Origin of the sequence: Enterococcus sp. 4E1_DIV0656 (genome assembly GCF_002140695.1) — a bacterium.
Lineage (GTDB): Bacteria > Bacillota > Bacilli > Lactobacillales > Enterococcaceae > Enterococcus_D > Enterococcus_D entomosocium.
Genome location: NZ_NGLF01000001.1, coordinates 2,750,476 through 2,773,422, shown reverse-complemented (window position 1 = coordinate 2,773,422; position 22,947 = coordinate 2,750,476). Strand labels below are relative to the sequence as shown.

26 protein-coding genes are annotated in these 22,947 nt (G+C 42.5%); 1 reads left to right on the top strand and 25 read right to left on the bottom strand.

The window, feature by feature from the left end; genetic code table 11:
* Positions 1-450 precede the first annotated feature (450 nt).
* The 23 genes from A5882_RS13195 to A5882_RS13085 form a co-directional block, all read right to left on the bottom strand.
* On the bottom strand, positions 451-1,452 hold the full coding sequence (locus A5882_RS13195) for an N-acetylmuramoyl-L-alanine amidase (protein ID WP_086372933.1): 1,002 nt from the start codon (positions 1,450-1,452) through the stop codon (positions 451-453).
* Positions 1,453-1,500: 48 nt separating this feature from the next.
* Entirely contained in the window at positions 1,501-2,544 is a 1,044-nt protein-coding gene (locus A5882_RS13190) for an N-acetylmuramoyl-L-alanine amidase (protein ID WP_086372932.1), read from the bottom strand.
* 19 nt (positions 2,545-2,563) lie between these two features.
* Complete coding sequence (locus A5882_RS13185) at positions 2,564-2,827, bottom strand: DUF6275 family protein (protein ID WP_086372931.1); 264 nt, start codon at positions 2,825-2,827, stop codon at positions 2,564-2,566.
* Between the two features lie 53 nt (positions 2,828-2,880).
* Positions 2,881-3,201, bottom strand: coding sequence for a holin (locus tag A5882_RS13180; protein ID WP_086372930.1), 321 nt, complete (start codon positions 3,199-3,201; stop codon positions 2,881-2,883).
* A gap of 10 nt (positions 3,202-3,211) precedes the next feature.
* On the bottom strand, positions 3,212-3,430 hold the full coding sequence (locus A5882_RS13175) for a hypothetical protein (RefSeq protein ID WP_086372929.1): 219 nt from the start codon (positions 3,428-3,430) through the stop codon (positions 3,212-3,214).
* An 11-nt stretch (positions 3,431-3,441) separates the two neighbouring features.
* Positions 3,442-3,573: an XkdX family protein gene (locus A5882_RS13170; protein ID WP_086372928.1), complete on the bottom strand. Its 132-nt coding sequence runs from the start codon at positions 3,571-3,573 to the stop codon at positions 3,442-3,444.
* Positions 3,566-3,880, bottom strand: coding sequence for a hypothetical protein (locus A5882_RS13165; protein ID WP_254908493.1), 315 nt, complete (start codon positions 3,878-3,880; stop codon positions 3,566-3,568). The genes A5882_RS13170 and A5882_RS13165 overlap by 8 nt, the downstream gene beginning before the upstream one ends.
* Positions 3,881-3,885: 5 nt before the next feature.
* Positions 3,886-5,583, bottom strand: coding sequence for an immunoglobulin-like domain-containing protein (locus A5882_RS13160; RefSeq protein ID WP_254908492.1), 1,698 nt, complete (start codon positions 5,581-5,583; stop codon positions 3,886-3,888).
* 13 nt (positions 5,584-5,596) lie between these two features.
* Positions 5,597-5,818 carry a hypothetical protein gene (locus A5882_RS13155; protein WP_086372926.1) on the bottom strand — a complete coding sequence of 74 codons (222 nt, stop codon included), beginning with the start codon at positions 5,816-5,818 and terminating at the stop codon, positions 5,597-5,599.
* Entirely contained in the window at positions 5,805-6,245 is a 441-nt protein-coding gene (locus tag A5882_RS13150; RefSeq protein ID WP_086372925.1) for a DUF1617 family protein, read from the bottom strand. The genes A5882_RS13155 and A5882_RS13150 overlap by 14 nt, the downstream gene beginning before the upstream one ends.
* On the bottom strand, positions 6,242-9,427 hold the full coding sequence (locus tag A5882_RS13145; RefSeq protein ID WP_254908491.1) for a phage tail spike protein: 3,186 nt from the start codon (positions 9,425-9,427) through the stop codon (positions 6,242-6,244). The genes A5882_RS13150 and A5882_RS13145 overlap by 4 nt, the downstream gene beginning before the upstream one ends.
* Positions 9,424-10,179, bottom strand: coding sequence for a distal tail protein Dit (locus A5882_RS13140; protein ID WP_086372923.1), 756 nt, complete (start codon positions 10,177-10,179; stop codon positions 9,424-9,426). The genes A5882_RS13145 and A5882_RS13140 overlap by 4 nt, the downstream gene beginning before the upstream one ends.
* Complete coding sequence (locus A5882_RS13135) at positions 10,176-14,906, bottom strand: tape measure protein (protein WP_086372922.1); 4,731 nt, start codon at positions 14,904-14,906, stop codon at positions 10,176-10,178. The genes A5882_RS13140 and A5882_RS13135 overlap by 4 nt, the downstream gene beginning before the upstream one ends.
* Complete coding sequence (locus A5882_RS13130; protein ID WP_086372921.1) at positions 14,893-15,474, bottom strand: Gp15 family bacteriophage protein; 582 nt, start codon at positions 15,472-15,474, stop codon at positions 14,893-14,895. Before A5882_RS13130 ends, A5882_RS13135 begins: the two co-directional genes overlap by 14 nt.
* Positions 15,475-15,478: 4 nt before the next feature.
* Positions 15,479-15,862, bottom strand: coding sequence for a hypothetical protein (locus A5882_RS13125; RefSeq protein WP_086372920.1), 384 nt, complete (start codon positions 15,860-15,862; stop codon positions 15,479-15,481).
* Between the two features lie 56 nt (positions 15,863-15,918).
* Positions 15,919-16,467 (bottom strand): phage tail tube protein, encoded by a 549-nt coding sequence (locus A5882_RS13120; protein ID WP_086372919.1) that lies wholly within the window; start codon positions 16,465-16,467, stop codon positions 15,919-15,921.
* 2 nt (positions 16,468-16,469) lie between these two features.
* Positions 16,470-16,865, bottom strand: a complete 396-nt coding sequence (locus A5882_RS13115) for a minor capsid protein (protein WP_086372918.1) — start codon at positions 16,863-16,865, stop codon at positions 16,470-16,472.
* A complete protein-coding gene (locus A5882_RS13110; RefSeq protein WP_086372917.1) occupies positions 16,865-17,230 on the bottom strand; it encodes a minor capsid protein in 366 nt (121 codons plus the stop codon). Before A5882_RS13110 ends, A5882_RS13115 begins: the two co-directional genes overlap by 1 nt.
* On the bottom strand, positions 17,230-17,565 hold the full coding sequence (locus A5882_RS13105) for a putative minor capsid protein (protein ID WP_086372916.1): 336 nt from the start codon (positions 17,563-17,565) through the stop codon (positions 17,230-17,232). Before A5882_RS13105 ends, A5882_RS13110 begins: the two co-directional genes overlap by 1 nt.
* The gene (locus A5882_RS13100) at positions 17,562-18,014 is read right to left on the bottom strand and encodes a hypothetical protein (protein ID WP_086372915.1); all 453 of its coding nucleotides are present in this window, start codon (positions 18,012-18,014) and stop codon (positions 17,562-17,564) included. The genes A5882_RS13105 and A5882_RS13100 overlap by 4 nt, the downstream gene beginning before the upstream one ends.
* Before the next feature lie 31 nt (positions 18,015-18,045).
* On the bottom strand, positions 18,046-18,150 hold the full coding sequence (locus tag A5882_RS13095) for a HeH/LEM domain-containing protein (RefSeq protein ID WP_086372914.1): 105 nt from the start codon (positions 18,148-18,150) through the stop codon (positions 18,046-18,048).
* A gap of 80 nt (positions 18,151-18,230) precedes the next feature.
* On the bottom strand, positions 18,231-19,115 hold the full coding sequence (locus A5882_RS13090; RefSeq protein WP_086372913.1) for a hypothetical protein: 885 nt from the start codon (positions 19,113-19,115) through the stop codon (positions 18,231-18,233).
* Between the two features lie 13 nt (positions 19,116-19,128).
* Positions 19,129-19,707: a DUF4355 domain-containing protein gene (locus A5882_RS13085; protein WP_086372912.1), complete on the bottom strand. Its 579-nt coding sequence runs from the start codon at positions 19,705-19,707 to the stop codon at positions 19,129-19,131.
* Positions 19,708-19,916: 209 nt separating this feature from the next.
* On the opposite strand from A5882_RS13085, the gene A5882_RS13080 reads away from it, so the two are divergent.
* Positions 19,917-20,210 carry a hypothetical protein gene (locus tag A5882_RS13080; RefSeq protein ID WP_086372911.1) on the top strand — a complete coding sequence of 98 codons (294 nt, stop codon included), beginning with the start codon at positions 19,917-19,919 and terminating at the stop codon, positions 20,208-20,210.
* Positions 20,211-20,244: 34 nt separating this feature from the next.
* Here A5882_RS13080 and A5882_RS13075 read toward each other — a convergent pair whose 3' ends face one another.
* Together A5882_RS13075 and A5882_RS13070 are read right to left on the bottom strand one after the other, a co-directional pair.
* Positions 20,245-21,393, bottom strand: a complete 1,149-nt coding sequence (locus A5882_RS13075) for a phage minor capsid protein (RefSeq protein ID WP_086372910.1) — start codon at positions 21,391-21,393, stop codon at positions 20,245-20,247.
* Between the two features lie 4 nt (positions 21,394-21,397).
* Positions 21,398-22,936 (bottom strand): phage portal protein, encoded by a 1,539-nt coding sequence (locus A5882_RS13070; RefSeq protein ID WP_086372909.1) that lies wholly within the window; start codon positions 22,934-22,936, stop codon positions 21,398-21,400.
* Between the last annotated feature and the right edge of the window lie 11 nt (positions 22,937-22,947).

The following is a 22,947-nucleotide window of genomic DNA, read 5'->3' as shown; positions in this document are numbered from 1 at the left end:
TAATATTGTTTAGGATGAAAGGATGGTTTTTTGAAAATAGATAAAATTGAATTTACAGCATTCGTTCACAAGATGAGCTGCTTAGAATATTCATATTTTTTAATAAAGAATGGTTATAATAACATAGACCTAGGTCCTGAACAAGATGATGAAATTAAATCTATAATCAACAAAAGTTTGCATCGCAGATTAATCCTATTAAGTCGTAAAAGTATTAACTCGGCAACAATAAAATTATCAAATGAAGCACAACTAATTTATGACATGCTAAAAAAGTATGAGCACCTCATTGATATTTAGATATTTAAAGTATAGAAACTAATATGTTCATATCAAAATGAGAATTTCTTTTAGTGTGAAAGATATTTTACTTTAATCAAAAAAGTGAGCAAAAATAATTAGGCAGTAAATTATGTATCCCCGCCCTACTATGTAGGACGGGATTTTTATTTAGATTTCAATACCACTAACCCAATAAGATGTGACTATGCCATTTACAGTTGAACCGATTGCTAGCCAAGCATACCCCTCATTTAGCGATTGACGTGCAAACGCATGACCATTTTTCTGAACCAGTATTCTATTATAAGCAAATGCTTCATCTAAATCTACTCGGCGTATGATTGGTAAACTCGTAGGGTTTGTTACATCTCCTGCAGAAGGACCTCGGAGATTAATGCCTCCAGAAATAGCAACTGTCACTTCACCACTTTGTTCGATCCATTCATTGTCAACAGAGGATTCCGCAACTAAGGATCCTGAAACCCATCCATTCCCATCAACTTCATACCAATGTCTGATTCCATTTACTAATTCACCATTGATCGTGACACGTGCGGATTGGAAGACTTGACTTCTCGTTAATTGTCGCAAAATTGCTGATTGTGTATTTGGCTCTTGACGTACATTCAAAATATCAGCTGCAACAACCATCTCTTTGTTCCAATCTTGCATAATATAGTCTGGCTCTGGAATATTACCATCACCACCGTTAAGAATATCCCTTACGACATCCATGTTGATGCCCGGGCAAATGTTTGAAGCATGACCACTAAATTCGTTATGGCCCAAGACATTTTCAACACCTAAACCAAATCGTTCCATTGCTGCTTTCGCTCGTTCATTATATGCTTTTTCTTGTGCTTCAGTAAATGAGCTGTTTCCTACTAAACAAATATGATAGGTCGGTGTATTGTGTCCACCTACGCCATTGGTTACATCGTCATCGAAGTAACACCATTGAACCGTGCCATCACGGAGAATGATTTCATGATAACCACCCGTTCCCCAACCTAATGTTCCGTTCCAATACTCTTGAAATACAAATACATCGCCAGTGTCCGTTGCAGAGTGGTGGCGAGCAATATTTGTCACCACTGAAACATCACGTTTCGCATTTGACGGTCCTAAAATTCTTGCATCTCCTCGTAAATCTTGAATTGTTGTTGTCATAATAATCTTCCTCTCTAATATGATTTTTATTACATGCGTTTTTATAGTTTAAAGTGTGATTCCGTTTACCCAATACGAAGTTACTCTACCATTTTTTGTTGGTCCAATAGCTAGCCAACCGTAACCACCTGCTCGCGGCTGACGCACAAATGCATGACCGTTACGTTGGACTAACACACGATCGTATTTGACTTGCTGACCACGTGCCAACAAAGTAAGAATACCTAGATTAGTCGGTGTAATGGTATCTCCGCTAGAAGTACCCCGCAAGTTGATACCAGCTGCTGCAGTTACTGTGACGGTTCCTGAACGACTATGCCAAACGGTAGCAGGTGGCGCTGCGGCAGCTGTATTATTACTTGAAACCTCAGTAACTAAAGCACCAGATACCCAACCAGCTCCATCAACTTCAAACCAGGTAGTGAACCCATTGACGCTTTCACCGTTCCGAGTGATACGAGTAGCGTTGAACGTTTGTCCACGTTTCAGCGTTTTAATGATAGCAGAGTTCGTATTTTGAGCAGCACGTACATTTAGCACGTCGGTGCCCACTGTTTGGCGCTTGTTCCAAGGCTCCACATTGTAGGTAGGTTTAGGAACAGGGCTTGGTGTCGGGATAGATCCACCAGATGGCCCTAATCGACTGCGAACCGCCGCCATATTGGTTCCGGGACAACTATTTGTTTCGTGCCCTGAAAATTCATTATGCCCTAATACATCAGCTGGTTTCAGATTGAATCGCTGCATGGCTGCTCGTGCACGCTCGTCAAAGGATTTTTCTTGTTCTGAGGTAAATGAGCCGTTACCAACCACACAAATGTGGTAAGTCTTGCTGTTGTGATTCCCCACGCCGTTCGTTGTGACATTATCTCGATAGATCAATTGGACTGATCCATCACGCAAGATAATTTCGTGGTAACCACCAGTCCCCCAACCGAGTGTCCCTCGCCAGTGATTTTGGAATGCCCAAACATTTCCTGATGCAGTTGCTGAGTGGTGACGAGCAATTTTTGTGATACCTGCTACTGATCGATTTGGGTTTGTTGGTCCCATGATTCTTGAATCGCCTCGTAGGTCTACGATTTTTGTCATAGTGTTTTCCTCCTAATTTTTAAGCTTTAAAAGCTTTGTTTTCCCACTTTTTATATGCATCAAAGTAGTACTCGTCTTTATCACCGTTGTAGGTGATCTCGTAGTACATCCCATCAAATAGCTTTGTACTTAACAGCGCCTTGTTGTTCTGCAGTACCTTAACTTGCCAAACAATAAACACATCATCCGATGTAATTTCTTCTTGATCACTCTTATCCAAATGATCATTGGTATAACTGGCTACTAGTTCTCGACATTTGTCACTAAATTTCTTCTCGTCCAAGATAATTCCTCCTAAAATTTTGGTATAGAAAAAGATCAGCCCTTCGACTGATCCTAATCTTTGTGCTGATAGATTGTTTTTTCTGTTTCGCTTTGGCCATCACCATAGTCTGGCGGATGCTCATCATGATTGATCACGCTAGATCCTAAATCAAAAAGACCGCTTGCTGCTAGGCCTGCCACAGCCCCTGCCCAAGCATATAAAACGAGATCTTCCTGAACAAATGACAAAGCAAATAGTACACCAAGTAAAATACCAGCAATCACATTGATCACTGGCAAAATGTCATAGTTCTTCACTTGAGTTTTAATCAGACCAGTTACACCGACTACAAGCGGTGCAATGACTGATGCTGCAATTAATATAGCTTTCATAATCTTCCTCCTACTTCAATTTATCGCTAATTTTATCGTTGATTTTATCCACAACCCGACGAATTTGTTTCATATCGCCTAACGCTTTTGTTAATTCCGTGATGGCATCTTGGTACCGTTTCTCACGTGAATTATTTTGATACATCACCCAAACAAGCAAACCAGAAAAAAGCAGTCCCATGATCGTTTGTTCTGGATGCTCTGCAATGCTTTTGATCAATACATCCATAAGTCACCTACCTATCCGTCAATTCCTAAAATTGTATTTGCCTGTTCCTCTGTGATTGCACCAAGTGACAAAAACTGATTGACGTCACTTTCTGTCATCCAGCCACGGTTGTACCAATCTTGAATCGTCTCAAAATTAAGCATCTTTTTGCCCTCCTTGAGTCAATTCTCTTAATTGCTGTGCCTGTTGAAGATTTTGTAATGTCAGTTGTACCACCGATCGCCCCAAGGAATCCGTGGTTTCTTGTAACTCCTCGACTTCTTCTGGTGTTGCAGCACTCACCACATTCCAACGCTGCCGATTAAAATCAAAGCCAATAACCGCCACGTGCGGATCAGTCGGTGGCTCTACTTCCGTATAGGGATGGAATACAGGGCGATCCTCCGGTGTATATAAAGGCCTCAGATCTTGTAAATCCCTTGTGTCAAAAATTGCTTTGTGTCTTTCCATTTTTTTCATCCTCTCTTTTCCAAGTCTTGAACTCTTCGAGCCAAGTCATTAAATGCTTGTTGATCAAAAGGGGATTGCATGGTAGTTAAGATGGGCACTCGTTTATGATCCAGACGTATGGCGCCATTCTCATCTGGATGACGATCGTATGCAATCAAAAAGGCACTATCTGAAGACTTAAGACCAACATCACGTACCCAATACTCAAATGTGCGATCATCTCGAAAGTCTCCTCCAGCACCAACTGCCACCCTGCCGTTCACTACGAGTCTGGCAGAGCGTACATTTCTGTCATAGGTTCCTGTTATCACCGTATCTCCAATCCGATAAGCGTTAGGAAAAATCACACCCCATTCTCCAATTGCATTAGGCCGATAGAAATCTAACATACTGAATTTAACCGTATATTCAACTTGAGCATATTTTATTTGTATAGCATTTTGTCCTGTGGATTGCCGTTCAGGACCTCGCAACAAGCACGCAGCCTTACCCACTTGTGCTGGTATTGCGGTGTTTGTAATCAATTCAAGTGGAAAAGTGAGTTTATCATTGAAAGTGCTCTCGTGACTTGCCATTTCTTGCCAACCGAACCCGGTGTTTTCAGGCATTCTCCGATAACCAATGATCGGATATGAGGTGGTGGAATTGATATGCGCATAGGCAGTAAATTGAATATCTTTCACGAAATATTGGACAATTTGTAGTTCCTCTGAAATTGTTTTAGGAGAAAAGAGTGTGAATAGTTCAGGAAACCGTCGTTTCAAATCACCTAAAATGTCCCACGTAAAAGTAACATGCATTCGTCCATTTGAACTCGTTGCACTAATACTAGTTCCAAACTCATCATTCATGGCTATTCGATTGTATTGCGCTTGTGTAATCTCTGTCCCTGCAGCAGCGTTGCTTGGCAAAGATGTTGAGAGGACGCCACCTGCTCTATGAAGATTCTCGACAAAGCTTCCACGAATTTTTCCAGTGAAATCAAGCAATGGTTCTCGAACTAGCGGTTCACCAAACATAAACTTCTCTAGTGTTTGATCAACACTTTCTTCTGTGACAAAATCCGCATCTTTAAGACGTTGCTCGATGTCACTAAGCCTTCCTTCTACCGTTGCGCGAATCTCTTCTTCAATTTCCTTCGCTAGAGCATCGATGTCAAAGGCCGCAAGGTCCGATTCAATTTGATCGATTCGTTCTTCGAATTCGGTCAAATCTTGATCAATGCCGGAGGCGTGTTCCAAAACCAAGTTTCGCAAATCCTCGAAACGCTTCACATAAAACTGCGCCATTTCTTCAAGATCTTGATCAAGCCAAGATTCTTGGAATTCCGTACTAAATGCCGGATAGTCTAACGATTGACCATTGGAAAATTCGACAAAGATATAAATGATCACTGAACCAGAATACGCATAGATATCATTTGGCAACATCACATTTACTTTTCCGGCTGTGGGATCCTCAATTTTGATTGAGCCATCATCACTTTCAAAAATGACTGACTGACCTGCTGTCACGAAATCAAAGCCCAAAATGACATTGGCTTCCGACAGGTCCAACGGCTCCCCTTTAAACTGAAAGTTGATCGTCTTTTTTGCGACGCGTTGGTCATAACTGAAAAACTCTGTATTGGTAGGTATAGGAGAAGATCGTTTTTCCGCCGTTTTGTTTAACGTGATCTCACTGGTTACGTAGAGATTTTCCATCGTACGTCCTCCTTCAAGCTTTATCTTCTAACGCCCACAGTTCTTTCAAAAATTCTTGAATTCCTTCACGGCAAGTCTTTTTGTTTTTTTGGTATAAATCGGGCTCTTGGATACTGATTGATGGTGACGTTGACACCCCTTTATCTTCATCGATAGAAGCCGATAGATAAACAACCATCGTTTTGTCAATCATGACCTGTCCATTGACACTAGTGCTTTTGTTAGTCTTTAACATCTTGTTTTTCCTCCTGTTTCTCAAATTCGTCCATTAGGCGGTCGTAAATATCGGCTTCCTTACCTGAGATGACACCGTCATAGTTGGCAAGTACTTGTCCAAACTTCTCGAAATTTTTGGCGTATAACCCACTCTTGATCACGACCTCTTCATCTAATAGAACATTCATTTCTTGATAGAATTGATGGCGATTTTCCGCTTTAATTTCATAGCCAGTTTTTTCTTCATTTATGATCAATTGACCTTCAGAGTCTTTTTCCCCATACAACTCATATAATTCTAATTCTGATTCCTGTAGCCCCTTGACTGCCTCAATCAATGAACTTTTAAACTTAGACCGATGGCGGCTATCTGCAGCTTTCAACGCCATTTCTTGAATAAATAAAAGAGCAGCACTTAGTTCATAATTCTTTAGGGTAATCTTCATGCGATTTTCTCCATTTCTCGTTCTAATTTTTGAATACGCTGTTCTTGGCTTTCAACGATCGCGATCAACTCTTGATTGGTTTTCGTATTAAGATTGACTTGTTTATTCATATCAATCGACAAATAATGATTATCCTCATCAATGTTTGCTTGTAAGAAAGGTACCTCTTGGGCAATCATTCCAAACTGACGAGTAGTTGGTGGCGGAGTGTCTTTGTCAATTGGACGATAGTCTTGTTTCCAATCAAAATCAACCATGCGAATTCGCTTTGTTTCTTTTATGCCTGAAACAGAAGTTTCTTGGATATTTTCTTTCAAGCGGATATCGGATTGATTGGTAATGCTCCATCTATTCATGTTGATGTTGGCGTGCATCTGGATTGCAGCGTTATTTCCTTGAATTTCCATCACAGGTATTCTTTGTTCACTTGTTCCTGCGGAGTTGACTATTCGTCCCAACACTAAGCTATAAGAGTTTCTTGCAAAGTACGCGACGCAAGTTCGCCCACTCATACTGCTTCGCTCAAAACCACCAATACGTGTGCTTTGACCAGTGAAAAATTCAAGACGAAGACCAGTCATTTCCATAAACCGCACGGAGGTGCTTTGCCAAAATGCCAACGTCGTAGGCGTCAACCTTAAGCTATTCCCCATGTTGTTAAAGCCAACTTGAATTGCATTTGTCGCTAATTTATCCGCAGTCACAGCTCGCGCGACGATCTTATCAGCGGTGACGGCTCCAGCAGCTATTTTGACTGCTGTCACTGATCCAGTTGCCAATTTGTCTGCGACGACCGATCCTGCCGTAATATTGCGCGCAATGATACCGTTTGTTGCAATTCGATTCGCTGTGATCGTTTCTGTCGCAATCTGATTCGCCGTGATCGTGTTCGTAGCAATCTGCGCTGCTGTGATTGTATTGGCAGCTATTTTTGCTGCCGTTACAGCCTCGGCGTTCAACTTGACTGTAGTCACAGCACTCGTCGCAATTTTCTCAGCAGTGACAGCACCTGCGTTAATTTTTATGGCCGTTACTGCGTTCGTATTGATCTTTTCTGCCGTGATTGCGCTAGTTGAAATATGTCGAGCGATAATTGCATTAGTGGAAATATTATCTGCAGCTATAGTATTGGCGGCTATCTCATTCGCGGTTACCGCATTGGTTGATATGTGCCTTGTGATAATTGCATTGGTTGCAAGCTCGTTAGCTGTTATCGTTTGGGCATTGATTTCTCTTGCGGTAATCGTATTGATGGCCAAATCATTCCCAACAATACTTCCTGCTTGAATCTGGGTTGTTGTAATGCTTCCTGCCATGATAGACAACGCTTGGATCGTATTGGCTCGAATTTTCCCGCCGTCAATTTCAACCGTGTCTTGCCACTGCCAATCAGAAAGCAGATCCTCAACCTCTCGAATATCCGCCATTGCATCATCGATTCGTTTTTGTGCATCGAGGAAATTTTGTTCGGCTGACTTCAAGCGCTCATCCAATAGTGGTAGCGAGACATTATTCAATTCATTCAACGCAAGCTCGTTATCGATCAATTTCTGCTCAAGTCCCGGTAACTTTACAGTGGTGAGTATATCCATTTCGACTTCAAGATCTTTCAATCGTCCCTCAAGATCCGGCAAAATGTTCTCCTTTAACTCATAAAGGATCTGATCATTCTCAGTTAACCGCTCATCTAGTTCTGGAAGAATCCGATCATTCAAATCATCCAAGATTCCTTCTAGCTCATCCAGTTCTTTTGTATTGGCTGTTTGACCATATACCTCATCTGAGAATGGACCAGCAACATCATGATGGTTAACTGCTCGAACACGGTAATACCATTGCAATTTGGTTTCTGTTCCATGGGTATAGGCATTGACGTTTGTCGTACCAAGCAAGTTACTCGGTCCCGGAACAAACCCTTTTTCTTGAGAGGCATAGATTTCATATTCTCTGACCGTTAGCCCTTGCATATCCCAAAATAAGAACATCTGACTAAAACCACCATAAGCAGCTAAATTTGTAATCGTGCCAGGTCGAACGTTTGCTATGTTTTCGGGTCCAATAATTGGCGGTCGATTGATCTGTTCCTCTCGATCGCGATCCTGTTCTTTTTGATTGGATCCTAGCGTGGCTCTTGAATCGCCAATCTCAATGGATTCGTATTTGTCTAACAAGACATTCCAAACCGTCTGATTGATCTTTGCATTGACGTTGACACCTAGCTTGTTAAAAGCCACGGTGACGGTGTCGTAGAGTTCTAACTGCTCGAGCAGCCGATGTTGTTCTTCACCAGTTGCGCTGTATAGATCCGCAAACTTTACTTTTAGATTCACACGAGGCAACCCGACCTGATTGCTTGAAATGTAATACTGACCAAACTGACGAAGTTCTGCGACTGTTTGAGGGTTTCGACTGCTTAGATCCACCGTCTGCACCCGACGTTCCGGAAACTTGTCGACATGGGAACTATCTAAAATGACTTCTGGAAGAATTAACTCACTTGCCCCCTCTTCATTCGCCCGAGCATATGGCCGAATCGATGTATAAGTGCTCTCGATCGTTTCTTCTTGAACGAGATCCACTAAATTCTTGCCATAAGCAATAACAACACCGGTCTCCTTGCCACCTTCTCGCATCAAACGAATTTCGTTGTTATCAAAGATATATTCACCATTGTACTTTTGAAGTATTGAACCTTCTTTTCCGCCCAAAGCTTCAGCTGCACTTTCAAAGTGACCAACTTCGGAAAAGTCCATTGCTGTGACCGTTGTCAGATCCGTAAACACGGTAAAATCACGCTGAGGAACTAAAAGAGCACGCCACTGATTCAATGCCTCTTGGGCTGAAATCGCGGTGTGCTTCTGTCCTTTATTTAGCGCTGTTTTTTCAGTTAAAAGTGAAATATGATCACATTTAATAGAAATAATGCCGTGTTGAGGTTTAGTAATCTTAGTGATTTCAAATCTCTGCCGCTTCGATCGAGTACCCGGACCAACATCAACAACTACTTTCTTCCCTTCTTTCAACTGAGAAAATAGCTGGCCATTGATCGGATAGTTTAAGGTAAGATATGGAAATTGATTTCTATGCCTTACAGCCAACACGCTGCTTGCTTCGTTCAATAAACCTAGACCGAGCGTGCTGTAATCGTTATTCGATTCATTGTAAAGAATTGGCACACTCATATCGCCATCGACCTCCATCTTGGTGTAATCATCATTTGTGTGATTTGTGTAGTAAATGAAATAGTATTATTGCCTGATTGCAACTGCGGCACATGATATCCATCAGATTGCATTAGGATTGCATTGGATATATTCGCTATTCCATCCCGATAAGCCGTTCCTAGCTCGCTGTCGATCGTAATCATGCCAGCACCGGCCGCTCTCAGGATTCGAAACTGCCGACCATTAATGGTCAGGGTCGCATCTGCTGTACCGCTATATCTAAATTGGATCAATGGCAACGAATTGATTGGTTCCGGGTTCTCCAATGTGCGCCCAGATATGTGAGCAGTTACAGTTTGGCCATCTAGTCGATATATCACTGGCTTACACCGAAACGGCAACGCCACGTCAAAATGATCACGCCAGCGATCGAGAATTCGAACTTGTGAATGAAAGATGCCTTCATAGAAATAGTCCGGATCCTCAGAAAAAAGAAGCCGACTGTATCGCTTGGGTTCCTTCAGCCAGTGAGTAATTTCTCTGACTTGCTGGAAAAGCGACTTGTCTGCTTCTTTTCTAAGTTCCATGGGAAATGTCTTGATAATATCTTTTTCTCGCTCATTGTCATAAATGATTGCGCCTTGTCGGCCATCTACCTCGTCAAATCGAAGATCTGATTCAGGAATCGTCAACTCCATCTCATTTAGGAGATAGAGGTTCTTGTCAATCGACTTATGGCCATTAAATTCAAAATACGGTTCATTTGTCATTCTAATGACCTCCTCATTTCATCTGCCGTGTGTTCTGCGAGCAGTTCCGATAATTCAGCAATATCACGATTGTCATTGATGGTAATTTCATCAAAATGAATATCGATATGCGGTGTATTATGGATCGTTTGGTTGGTGGTTCTCGATTCACTCTTAGCCATTGGCAATGATAAGCCAAAGCCTGCATTACCAGCAATGGCCACCGACTCAGCTTGGATATTCGGCAGAACAAGTTGCGCGCCCAAATCCTCAATGGCATCTAACGCAAAATGCTTGAATCGCTCAATCCCTTCACCAATTCCTGCAGGGATCCAACGTCCCACATCCATCATCATCACTTTTGAAGGTGAGTTGATATCCAAGGCTCTCTGCATCGTTTGGGCTACCTGATTGGCGATCGTTGCGGCAGTATTCAACACCTGTGCTTGACCAGCCACCAATCCATTGTTTAATCCGATCATAGAATTTTGACCAATACGGTAAAACTGATCAGGTAAATGGCTCATCTGGTCAGGCATACGCTGCGCACCATCACGGATTGTGTCGTTCGCGTCTCGCATCCCCTCACGATAAGCCTGATTGGATTCACGCATAGCCGCAATCGCAATTCTTGGCATGTTTTGCAAGATTCGATCAACATCACGATCCATTTTCTCAAATTCCTTGACGACATCTTCGGCAGCCTTCTTAGACTTCTTGACCATCTCGTCTGTCATTTTGGCAATTGAACTCAACACTTTGGAAGAATTCTGATCAATCCCCTGAGCGATTCCTTCCACCATCGGCTTGCCGATTTGTTTGCCCATCTGATTGGCATTTAATTCCTTATCTAATAAGGACATCAGCTTCTTGGCCAGCTGTACGATCGCTCGTTCAGGTGCGCTGCCATTTTGTTCGATCCCTTGGGCAAGACCGGTCGTAATATTTCCACCATATTCTCGGTAAACACCAGATGGCGAGTTAATATCATTCGCTTTCCGGAATTCCTTATTTGCTTGTTCAGCAAGGTTCCTTGTGGCATTTTCGACACCTGATGCCGATTTATCAATGCCGATTCCCAATCCTTGACCTAAGTTTTCACCAAACGGCTCGAACCGATCGGGATCCATTTCTTTTTCAAAGACTTCTCGTGGCACACCAGACAATTCGGCGGTACTTGCCTGAACAGCTTCTTTACTACGATCTATTCCTTCGGCATATCCTTTCCCCGGCGTTTCACCGTGAGCGACAAAAACATCTTGATCAATCACTTCACCAAATAATTTCTCTGGTGTTTCGGCTAGTTCTTTCGATGCATCTCCTACAGGTTGGATCCCTGCCAAAATGCCGTCTGATGTCCCCTTGGCAAGTGGATCTGTAATTTCTGCGTAATTGGTATTAGCAATCGTTTCTTCGATCACTTGTCCCGGAACTTGTGCGATACTCTCAGCCGCTTCTGCAACTTGTTCTTCACCCTCAGCCATTCCTTCTGCGGTTTCTTCAGGAAGCTTTTTACCAACAGAGGTTAAATCTGCTTTGTCCAATTCTTCCCGAAGAGTACCCACAGAAACATTGGCTAGCTCTCTTGATGCAAGTCGCACCTCTTCTTCACCGAGACCATGGGTTTGGGCGAACTGTTTCGGTGCATTTTCACCTACTTTTGCGTATTCTCCAGATAATTTCTCCAATTCTTCAGCTGATGCATTGACTAGGTCTGCAGCCAAAGCGCGCATCTCAGGCGTGCCTTCTGCCATCTTCTCGAGTAACCCTGTATCCATTCCATCCCCAGCGCGTGCCCACAACGTTTCCATGTTGTCAGCGTGTTCGGCTTGATACGTGAGGTGATCTTGCAGGTGCTGCCGAGCTTGCCCCATACCGTATTCTACTTTTTCAGGTACGTCCTTGAATACATCTTCATTTTTCTTCTGGAAGCTATCTAGTTGGCTGTTTAACTCGTCGACAACGCCTTTTTGAAAATCGTTTAAACTCCCATAAGAGACGATCATCATTTCGTTTGCTGCAGCGGTCGCCTCGGATGTTTCTTGCCTTTTTGCTTGTTCTTCATCCGAAAGTCGATCTTTCTCGGCATAAATACCTTCAAGATTCCCCATAGCCTCGGCTTCCTTGGCGTCTAACTCTTCCAGGGATTCCTGAACCGCCTTTTTGCCATCGACACCAGAAACAGAAGCCTCATATTCAAGCATCGCTCGTTCTTTCGCAACTTCCTTAAGGGTCGTCTCATAATCAGCGGCTTCTTGTGTCAGTTGATTTTGACGTTCCACCAAGCTATTGACTTCTTCCATACCTTTAGAAGCTTCAATTCGTTTTTGAATTTCTTCGGTTGTGGCATTTAACAAACCTGATTCTTCATCATAGGCAAGATTCAACCCAGTAACTGAACTATTTAACTCTTCAACAGTGTCAGCCATCAATTGCTTTTCAGCCGCTGACTTTCCTTCTATCGCGGTCAATCGTTCTAACTCTGCAGCTAGATCTTTGTTACGTTCGGCATTGGAATCAATGACTTTCCCTTGTGTTTCAAATGCTTTTGCATTCGATTCCGTTGCATCATTAAGGCCATCAAACTCATCACCTAAACCATCAATTTCACTTGCCAACTCTTTTGCTGCTTTTCGATTATCATTCCACCGCTTAAATAAAACAGCCCCCACTACAGCTGCCACTCCCATAGCAAGTCCGACACCACTTGTGGCCATCTTCAACGCTGCCGTCGCAATTGTTTTCGCTTTGATAGCTACAGTGTGCAAATTAGTTGCTGCTGCTGATCCTGCGTTCATTGCCTTAGATTGAGCTGCAGCGCTAAGATGAGATTTTTCAGCTACGGTCATTGCCTTTGTGACTGCTGCTGCAGCTGTCTTAGCACCTGTTAAGGTTTTGATTGACGCAATAAAACCACGAGTGTACAATTCTGCTTTCTTGATGACCATGTAACCAGCGATTGCTGTGGTTACCCCAATAATCGCTGGTGCCAAGATAACCGATGATTCTTTGAGGTCAATAATCCCACCAACCATCGTATCAATTGCTGAAACAACTGGTGGAATCACGCCAGCTACACCATTTAACACACCTTCAAAGGTTTTCCCAAACCCTTGGACATTTTCTTTCATGGATCCAAAGCGTGTCTCTGAAAATGCATCATCCATGGATTCGATAATGCTTGCGGTTCCACGTGCAGTGGCGGTGGCCATGTTCGCAAATGAGCCTTTCCACGTATCCCCCGCTTGTTGAGCCATCCCGGTAACAGAAGCTAGTTCGTTGCCACCTTCACGCATCGCATGCTCCACTGCATCAAAGAATTCATTGGCACCCATCTCGCCATCGCGCATGGCATCACGTACATCCCCGACACTACGACCTGTGGCATCGGCATAGATTTCCCACGGATCAACGCCACGACGCACCATGCGGTCCATTTGTGCCATGTTGACTGTACCTGTCGCGCGCATTTGGATCATCGCATCCATTACGTTATCCATCGCATCAGCAGATCCATCACCATAAAAGGCGACCGCATCACCCCATACCTTGTAGCTTTCCGTAGACTTCTCAAGGTCTTTATTTTGCATAACCAATCGTTGGACCGTTTGAGCAGCGCTATCCAGCATGTAGTTCGTTCCTACTACCGCATCTCGCACACCTTCCATGCCCTCAGCCGCTTCTTCTGAGCTGCCAGTCAATCGGGTCATGGTGTTTTCAAAGTTGTTTAGTGTATCGATACGACCAAATGCACTGTCCAATGAACCTTTGGCCATGGATAAGGCAGTTGTGGCACCTTTGGTGATTAGCATCGCTGCACTTAACTGCCCAATCGTTCCGGTCAGTTTTTGTGCTTTTGGCTCAGGAATATGAAAGGCATTGCCCGTTTGATTTCCTACTTGTTCCGCACGATCTCCGAGATCCCCAAGATCCTTTTTCATGATAGCAACTGCATCTGCAATCGATCGTGCGCCATCTTTTCCTGCAGCCTCTAAGTGTCGAGACAAGCTATTTCCAGCTGCTGTTGCCGCCAAATTTACTTCGGGCACCATTTTAGCAGAGGATTGTTTGATCGCATCCATCGACGCGGTGGCATGTTTCGAACCGATAATAAAAGGCTCGCTGATAGCCCCACCGAGACCTGGCATGGCTATTTCTACTGAGCCGACCATATTCGATACAGACTTAGTGATCCCATCTGTGGAATTACTTGCATCTTTGGCACCTGATTCAAACCCTTTGGCTATTGAATTGGACGCTCGTGTCGCATGGGCTTCAACAGCGCCACTCATCTCTCCTGTTGCGTTTGAGATCTTGTACGTTGACGCTTCAGAATCTTTCGCAGCACTTAAGAAGGTTTCACTAATGCTACGCCCCATAAGTGGTGCAGAAGATTCGACAGATGATACCAGATCTGCGACAGTCTTCGCCACGCTATCAGTTGCTTGGTTCGCTCCCTTAGACCCAGAATCAAAGTTATCACCGATCGACTTTCCTGCTTTTGCAGTGGATGATTCAGTCGTCTTGCCTAAATCTGAAACAGTCTTTTCCACAGAATCCACAGCTTTATTGGCAGACTTGGCACCTGATTCGGTATTAGCACCCATGTCAGATCCGACTTTTTTCATGACATCATCGGCATTTTTACCCAATCGGCTAAAGCCTTGTTCGACCATGTCGATTTCTTTGGTGACCTGTTTCCCATTGACGATTATGTCGATCGTTACCTTGCCATCACTTCTGCTCATCTTCTTCACCTTCTTTCGGTAGTGCGTAGAGTTCTTTCAATTTCTTTAGTTCGTCCTTGGCTTCTTTAGAACCTTTTCCTTTAGGTGGTTTTCTAGTTCGAATGGATACAATCTGTCTAAATCTCGTCTCATCTGGAAGACCACCAAACAAAGCAATGAACTTTTCCCAACGCATTTTGCCTTGTTGCTCAAAAAGATCAATGCCATAAGCTTGATAGAAAGCAGCATAGATATTATCTGCATCGTAGTTAAACGAAAAATGTTGTCCTGCCACATCTTTTACTTTTGGCTTGAGAAGATTGCCATTCACGTCATAACGAGGTTCTGGTCTTTTCCAGATATCAAACTCTTCTAAAACGGCTAAAAAAATCTCGTTTTGCGTTTCAATGTCGTATAGAAACGAAACCCCTAGTAATAGTTGCAAACCTAAAGAGATTTTTTCTACTTCCGGAAGATCAGGATCCCTTAATAAATCAAAAAGGCGTAGTACCGTATCAAAAGAAAGATTGATTCGATGAGTTACGCCTTGGATTTCAACCGTTTCATCTAATCGATACTGTAGTTTCATTTGATTACCCCTTCAGGTAACGGTTGATTTTCTCTTTGTGGACACCGACAAGCATCAAATCAAGTTCGGCATCTAGTGCGTTTTTAATTGAAAAATAGCATCCTGAAAGAATTCGAGGATTCGGACTGATTGATAATAAATGCTCGGCTGTTCCCGCGCCTAATATGGCATCGATACTCTTTCCTGCAAGGTCATAATATTGCTTATCAGCAGTTTCTGTCTTAAGGGATCCATCTTCAGTTTTTTTAGAAATAGCTGCTGTCTTTTTATCGAAGTCTTCTTTTAATTTCTTATACTTGGCTTCCCACTCTGCCGTGGCATCAATTGTTACTTTTAATTCACCGATTTCAATAGGGATTTGTGTTGATTCTACGTTAATTTTGATCATGACTAATTCCTCCAATTCCATTTTTATGTAAAAAAGAGAAGCGATAAACGCCTCTCTTACTTAGTGTCTTCTTTCTTGCTGTTTTTGCCCGCTGAACTATTTGGTGGCGTTTCATCCACAATGGCTGAATTCAATGCCGCTGACTGAGCAGAAGCCCCCCCAGGCGCACTTTCAATTGGAATCTGGTCAAACTTAATGCTACATGCAAACTCTTCATCCGTTTCAGCAGCACCAGATCCTGCAACAATACCTGAAACCGTTGCGTGACCAACCCATTGCTTTTTGCCATCCGATCGGATTACTCGGTGCCAAACTTTTCGTCCTGCGCCAAGTTTGTATTTCATATCTTCGATCAAAGCCTGCGCTGGATCCTCGGCTAAGTAATCTCCAGAAAAATCATAGGAACCTGCAATCCCTGTAATTCGTGTCGTTACGGTACCATCTCCGCTGTAGTACGCCTTATCATCGGTTTGTTCGTCGGTACTATCGGAAATATCCGTGATCCCATCTCCTAATGGCAGCCATGCAGATTCAGCAGGCGTTGCTCCACCATCAACATATGGTGCAATATAGTGTTTACGTTTGACGTTTTTTTGTGGGAACATATTTATTCACTCTCCTGTTTTCGTTTTATAATGTATAGCTTCGCTTGAATTACCAAGCGATAATAAAGGAACTGTTGGTTGTCTCGTCCGATAAAGAATGGTTCATTGGCAATTGTCAGTCCCATAAATTGATAGGACCCATCTTCTGAAGGAATATCTTGTGTATCTTCGATGATTTCAGCTAACTGTGCCATCACTTGATCAGCGCGAGCGCTTTTTGTTTTGTACACAAATTCAAACGGTAGATCTTTAATTTTGTTGCCACTCATATACGTTTTTTCTGTCCGGCCCCCGGCTTGAGACGATAACCGGATCGATTCCTCTTGATCTATCGCATGAATGATTACCGGCACGTCAGCTTTACTGGCTACTTCTTGTAGCCGATGAATAAAATCCATTATAGTTTCGCTCCAATCTTAAATGCCTGTAACCAATCACTGATGAATAATGGTTTTGCTGCTTCATCCCAAAATGGACCGGTACCCGGTTGCTTGTTAACAAACGAAATCCAAACACCTGTAGTCGGATGTTTTCGTCCACCATAGTATTGAGGCCCTGCATAGGGTACATCCCAAACCAACTGACTTCCCATCCCTGACACATGACCGCTGTCTCGTAAATGCTCTGTGTCCCAAGGGACGACTGTTTCGTTGATTGTTTGAAGCATTCGATTAGCCATATTCAATTGTCCACGCCCTAAATTGTCTTCGCTTAATTTAGACCGGACGCCAGAAAGATCGATGTCAATCTTAATCCCAGCCATTAGACCACCTCAATTTCATAACCAAATGGTTCAGGCGAATCTGCGCTTAATGGGATGACCTTTGCAATGGTGTACTTCTTATCAAACATTTCAATCTGGTCCGCAACTGCAAATGATGGTAAAGGTCCAGAATGTTTTTTAATCATCGAAATCAAGGCATTAGGAATTTGTACAGCACCATTCACATCCCTTGGTTCGAATTTGACTGTATCGTCAAATCGGACATGATCGATCACTACATCATCCTCCAAAATCGCTTCACCCAGAGGTGACATTCCGATTTTCCTTCGATAGATCATTGTATGAGGGAAAAATCGTTTAGGTGGCATTCTCATCGACTCACCCCACGATATAGTAGACCGGTTCCTGACAACTGCAGCATAGCGTCCCCTGATAGCAGCGGTGCTTCGTTCGTCGTTGAGGATGAACCACCCTTACTTTTAGAAACGCTCATGCGGCCAATAGACCAACTGTCCGGCTCCTGCATCCCAAACGTTGTAGTGGCCTCTGCTTCATGCATGTACTCAATTTGATAAGCAACAGCCAATTTGAATGCGTTGCGACGCAATGGAATATCTGATTCAAGATCATTACGCTGATAAAACCGTCTAGTTTGGATATCCAATAATGCACTGGCTTTTCTAAGCAGCTTCTTGTACTCCTTTTCGATCAGTTCTGTGTCACGATCCACGAGTCGCTTGTACTCCTTAAGAGATAGGTAGCCACAAGACTCAACGTTATCATCAAAGATTTCGTTCAACGGCTTACGACGTAGTCGTTCCATGGTTTTTCACCTCCATTAAAAAAGAGAGTGGTTACTCACTCTCTTTTAACAGCTCAATTAGTTCTGGTTTCTTGGCAGTAGAGGAATACTCGATGCCTAAGCGATCTAACTCAGCTTTCAGCTCATCAACTTTCATATCATCAACTGCTGATGCCTGGCCTTCTATCTCACTGCCATCTTCGCTACCATCAGGCTCCCCCGGTTCCTCCGGGGAATCTACTTTACCAAGGTAGAAGCAATTACTGCATTGTTCTGATGTTTCATCTTGAATAGGTCATGGTAAATACGGTTTTGGTACAAATATCCATCTCCTTGTCCCACTTGACCTGGTGCGAACAAATAAACGCTTGCGAATTTCGCTTTTGCAATAACTGCAGGTTTTGCTACCAACAAATAATTCAATTGTTTAGAGTCATCTTTTGGAACAAATCCTTCTGTAAAGTCAAAAGAATCATAGAAACGTTCTTCTGCCCAAACTTCTTTAATGCGGACACCGTCTAAACTTGTCACACGTGTCTCAATCTTCATGCCGTTAGAATCAACATTAATAGTACGAGTAAAGTTAGGTGATTGTTCTAAGCAATCCATCACCTGAGAAGACACATAAAGAATCAAGTTCTGAGTGCCATAACGGCGCGTTTTTAGAATAGCAGCTTTTAAAATTTTGACCACATTGTCTTCTGTGATCACTTCATCTTTCGAAAGTCCCTCTTTTTCTGCATAGGCTGCCAATTTAGAGAAGCGGTAAGCATCCATCTCAGGAGTTGCGTTCTCCTTGGAGAATTCACGAGTGATATTTCCAGCTGAAGCAGCCTGATTTGTCTCATCAACATCCGCTTTATCCACGTAGAATTCAATATCTCGGTCAAAATCTAACGTATAAGGGACATCCTCAACGGTGATTTTTCCAGAGTTAAACCCTTTTTTCTCACGATTATGGTTTTGATATCCTGATGTCTTGATATGAGGGACACGGAATGTCTTTGCATCTAACCAATTCACCTCAGGTGTTTCTAACTCCGCTGTTAACGATTCTTGTTGCAATGTTTGGTCAAGCTCCCGTTGCCACTTCTCTGCATAATTCTCAACTGTAACTGTCATTTAAAAATTCCTCCTATTTTCCTTTTAATCCCGCTAAAAACGGGTCTAGCTGATCCAGGTTTCCCGATTGGGGATTCCCACCACTGACAAACTGCTTTTTCTTTTTCTTTGAGGTTGTTTCTCCCAAAATTTCTTTTGCCAATTTAAATGATGTCTCTGCTTTTTCAGCATCGCTGCAGTCAATCAAATCAATGATCTTCAACGGCAGTCCCTCTTCTTGCGCTTTCTCCCGATATTCTAGACGAATTTCTTTTTGAGCTAGCTCTGCCTCTTTTTGAGCAAGTTTTTCTTGGGCTGACTTTTCACTCTGATCATGATCTAAAGATTCTTTTTCTTCAGCATACTTAGGAATACTTTTCTCCCATTCTTGTTTTGCTTTCTCAACGGCTTTCTTGGTTTCTGCAGCAACCATTTTGCCAACATCATCACGAGAATACTTCTTAGGAGACGTTTCTTTTTCCTTAGTTTCTGCTTCTTCCTCAGTTTGAGTTTGATCTTCAACAGATTGATCTTGCTCATCACGAGCAGAATCAGACTCTGGATCAGCAAAAAACTGCAAGTTCATCTCCATTGGCTTAAAAAATTCTTTCATAGTGACCTCCTAGTGGTTACGCCACAACCCGATAAATTTGATGGTTACGTCCATCACCCGAGACAGCTTTCTCTTTAACGCCTGTAAGCAGTAAGAAGGCAAAATAAATAATCATTGCTATGATTAATTTAATACATGTTATATTTTTCATTTAATTTTTATTTATTTTCGTATATCATTAGGTATAGTAAAAAAAGGACGGTGAGTTTATGGTTACTTATGTCTATAAAATTTCTTTAGTATTGGACGATAAACATAATTATGAGAGTCTATATAATTATTTAGATTCTTTCGGAGACGATTATTTCGCCATAACAAAAACTAGCTTCATCATTGCTACATCCCTTAGAGTAAATGATCTAAAAAGTCAGCTTGTAAGCAAGACAACTAAGACTGATAAAATATACATTTTTACTTTGTCAAAAGGTTTTGTAACTTGGCATGGATTAGATGATTCGGAAGAAGCAATACAATTAATACTTTCCAAAAATACATATAAATGATAAACTCCCACAACCACTTTTCAGTTGTGGGAGTTTACGTATAGACTTGTTCTCTTGAATAATCTCGACGCAACAATTGATTATGCTCGTCGATTAGTACTCTCAATGCACCTTGACGTTTTCTAATCAACTGCTTGAAGTGCTGAATATCTTCTTTTTCATCAAGTGAGACCGCTGCATTCATTTGCCTTTTCGCACGACGAATAGCGACTTCCATGCGTCGCTGTTTGGCAACCAAGTCGGCATTTTCAATCGCTTGTTTGGGTTCATATTGTTTCATATGGACGTCAATATTCGGATCATAGATTTGGATATACAATCGATGTCTACAGTTTATCCCTTGTGTGCCATCAGGCTCACCGTATCCATGATCATAGATGGATGGAATGTGTCGTAATTCTTCCGGTGCATCTTCTGTACGAATAATTAGCACCCATCCCCCTTGGATATGCGCACAGTGTGGTCGTGCAGCCATATGGCTACTCATTAGCGCAGTAACAATGCCATGCTCTAAGCCTCGCTTAATTCGCAGATCCTGATAGACACGGTGAGTGGTTGCTTTTAAAACCATCCGAACATAGCGCTCAAGGCTCCATTCACGCCCTGCCTTGTCAACAAAGGTTGTCATCACACCTTTTTCCACCATCGCATAGATCGATTCTCTAAGCGCCTGCTGTGGCGTTTTAGCACCACCGATGATTTTGGCTACTGTATCATTGAGAACTTGCTGATACATCTTAGCCAGCGGATTGTTAGGATAATTGGTGTCAATCAGCGTTTGATTGACATGGTTGTCGAGATCACGCCACTGTTGGTTGAAATATGACTCCATCACATTATCGATTTCAGTCCTTGGAGGCGGTTCTTTTCCTGTTTGCTTAGACAAATTCTTGTCCAAATCAGAAACGACTTCAAAACCCATGTCCACGACGATCTTACGTAGTTGATCATAAGAATACTGATTTGTTTCGTTTACCAGCTGCTGCAGCGATTGCTGACTCAACAAATTTAATTGCTGCATCTTTTCAATCTTCCACCGGAATGCGTTATCTTCTGTGAGCGGTGTTCTAGTTGGCTTGTTCAACTGACGGACAAGCATCTTCATGATTTCATCTTCCATCGCCATATAAGCATCTTGGACGTATGAAGCTTCGATTTCCAACTGCTTTGATGTAATTGTCATTCAATCACTCCTCAAAGTCTTCGTATCCAGAATCCCGTATTTTCCCAGTAATTTCATCGACCACATCCAATTGTGCTTGTCGATAAAGATCTTTTGCCTTACTTTCAGGCAACTTCATTATTTTAGCTAAAGTTAACCATCCGGGAATCAGCCCATCATTTTTCAATTCACGATAATAATCAGATTCTGACTTTTTATCTAAGAAGATGCCATCATCAAAGTTAACGCCAATGTCCTCACGATTTGGAGATTCTCCACTAAACAATGGTTTCCCATCAACTTCTGTGGCCCGGCCAAGCTCACACAACGCCAGCACAACATCCCGAATGAATTCCTCCAATTCGGTGGTTTGTTGGTTTCTAGATTGGTACGTCTGCGAGTTCTCACTGATTACCTCGGTTGCAGTCTTATTCGTAGTACGTACACCAGCACCATCGAAAACGAACGTACCCGTCGAAAGCCCAACTTCCATTTCTAGAAGTCGCAATCGGTGATTGATCGCCCCGATGTACTGTTCTGTTCGAATATCATGTGTTAAATCAGTAATTTTAAATTCATCAGGGTTCGTACCAGGGACAATGACATAGAAGTCATCATCTTTATCAAATGTTAATTTCGTTTCGCCTGTTCCCTTGTCAGGAATTCCACTTAGCATAGATTCAGGAAAGGCCGCTCTTCTCTTGCCCACGTCAATTTCATGATCAAACGCATCCAACGCTTTGTTTAGTCGATCCAGCGTTCGCTTACAGTTGTCGTAAACACCCACACTAAGCGGAGAATATGGGTTGATATTGTTAAAACCTGCTGTCTTAAAATAAGAGAAGATTGGACGTTCAATTTCTTCACCATGAACAGCCGCCTCAAATTCTTCATACTGCTTTAATGTATTTAAAGATACTTGAATCCCCAACACATTAGATTTTTCACTTTCGTATAGTTCCATAGAGACCCAATACTCGCCATCGATCCACTCATGGAATTCTAACAAGGTATAATAGAACGTTTTGTTCCCTTGGGTTTTGATCGTTTTAAATGCCATTGCACACTGACTGATCTTATTTGTACTGCTTTCCAATGGAAAGAAGGCATCCGGGAGCGCCCATGAAAATTCCACTTTTCCCGATTGATCATTGAAATAAGGTCGCACAACTAAGCCTCCTAGCGCCATTGCTGGTTCAAGATACTTACTGAGATTACGCTTGAAGTCATTATGTTGAAACACAGATTCGATCCAAGCACTGGCTTCATCATATTTTTTCGATTTATCCTCTTTTCCGATCGTGATTTCTGCCTGTTCATTGAACATCACTTTCGCGTACTCAGAAGCAACTTTGCGGGCCATATTAATATTCGCTTTCTTTCGTTGACCAGAATCACAATGGGTGTACCCTTGGTAATAAAGTAAGCTGCTTTGAATACGATCATACTCTTCATGACTCATTTGAATCTTTGGATGATCCAAAATACTTTGTAGCTCTTTTTTCGCCCCTATCGCAACCGCCCCCTTTCCAAAGACTCTTTTTATTGTTTGCCAAAATGACACTGGACCACCTC